At 30.4% G+C, this 1,431-nt stretch carries 1 protein-coding gene; it reads left to right on the top strand.

The window, feature by feature from the left end:
- A partial coding sequence (locus tag ACH0CI_RS28175; RefSeq protein WP_406902657.1) for a DUF6944 family repetitive protein occupies positions 1-447 on the top strand: 447 nt, incomplete at its 5' end.
- Between the last annotated feature and the right edge of the window lie 984 nt (positions 448-1,431).

The raw sequence follows: 1,431 nt of genomic DNA, 5'->3' as shown, positions 1-1,431 counted from the left end.
GATTTTAAAGATACAACACAACAGAAACTGATTATTAGTGGAAATTGGATTCAAGCTTTAGGTGGAGCTACTGCTTTGGGAGATGAATTTCAAGATACGTCAAATATAAATGAAATCTATAATATCATTGGAAATTTGCTTCAAGTCATTGGGAATTCACTTCAAGCTTTAAGTGGCGTAAATGAATTGAAGTCCAGTTATATAGATAACAAAGAATCATCTGAAAAAGAAGAAGATAATACTATATGGTCATTAGATGTTGTTGGGAGTTGGATTCAGGCAATTGGATCTGTTATTTCATTAATTGGACAGATTCAAGAGGAAAGTGAAGAACAAAGCAATGAAGACGAAGAAACTGATTCTACAGATAATGATCAAAAACAAAACAATGCCTCACAAGATGATAGGAGGAGATATGAGGATGTCATACCAAATAAATATTTTTAATATGGATATTAACTATTGTAGTAAAGATGGAAACATTAATGTAAATGGTACAATAAATATAAATGACTACTTAAAGGATAAAGGCAATAATATAAATTCTTCAGCAGCCAATAATCAAAAGCAGTAAATTTTTATTTTCTAAATTTTTAAAGTAACTGTTAGAATCAGAATTTCTAGCAGTTACTTCTTCTTATAAATTTGAAGATTACAAATAGAAAATAGAAGAAGCCACTGGGACTAGCAGTAGTTTCTTCCAGTGCAAACTATGTTTTTATTGATGACCTTAATCATCATGAGTAGTTTGTTTAAACGAATGAATTTTATGCCATAAGTAATTCATAAAAAAAGAAAGCTGCCAGGGAGGGTAGCTTTCTTTTTCATAAGGTTGCAGTGGAAGAAGCCCTTTAGTAGGCATCATGAATAGTTTGCTCAAAGTGTTTTTTGATATTCAAGTTGTTTATTTTTATATTTCTTTATAATTTTGAGTCTTTTTACTTTTTCATTCCTCTATACGTACAGGGTTATAACCATAAACATTAGCAAGATCAAGTGTTGTTTCTGTTTTATTCTGTAAGGTTGTTGGGTCCTCTTTTTAAATACTATGTTTATTTTGGATAGAGCATAACTTTTTACTTAATCTTACCTAAAAAAAACCGTCCAATAGTCTTGTTTCCTTTAGGTACACGTGCCTTATATCCCGCATATCATGTTAATGTGACACGAATATTTCATTAAATTGGTACGCTCCTTAGACATGTCCCTATTGGTCAGAGTATTGTTTAATGGGAAAATTTCATTCTTAAAAAAGCTCAAAGAACCTTTGAGCTTTTTTATCTATGGTTCTATATTTGAGTATTTCTTTTAGCAGGAGATAGTATTTTGTGTTTAAATACTAGCACTATATTTTTAGAACAAAAGCTAACTAATAATACCGGAGCAGCTAGTTTTAGCTAGTTAAATGAAAGTGAAAGTATAATGCTAGCT

The sequence above is a fragment of the Priestia sp. 179-F W1.4 NHS genome, assembly GCF_045369295.1.
GTDB classification, from domain to species: domain Bacteria; phylum Bacillota; class Bacilli; order Bacillales; family Bacillaceae_H; genus Priestia; species Priestia zanthoxyli.
Note: the sequence above shows the minus strand (reverse complement) of the source record. Positions and strands in the feature narration are given on the sequence as shown.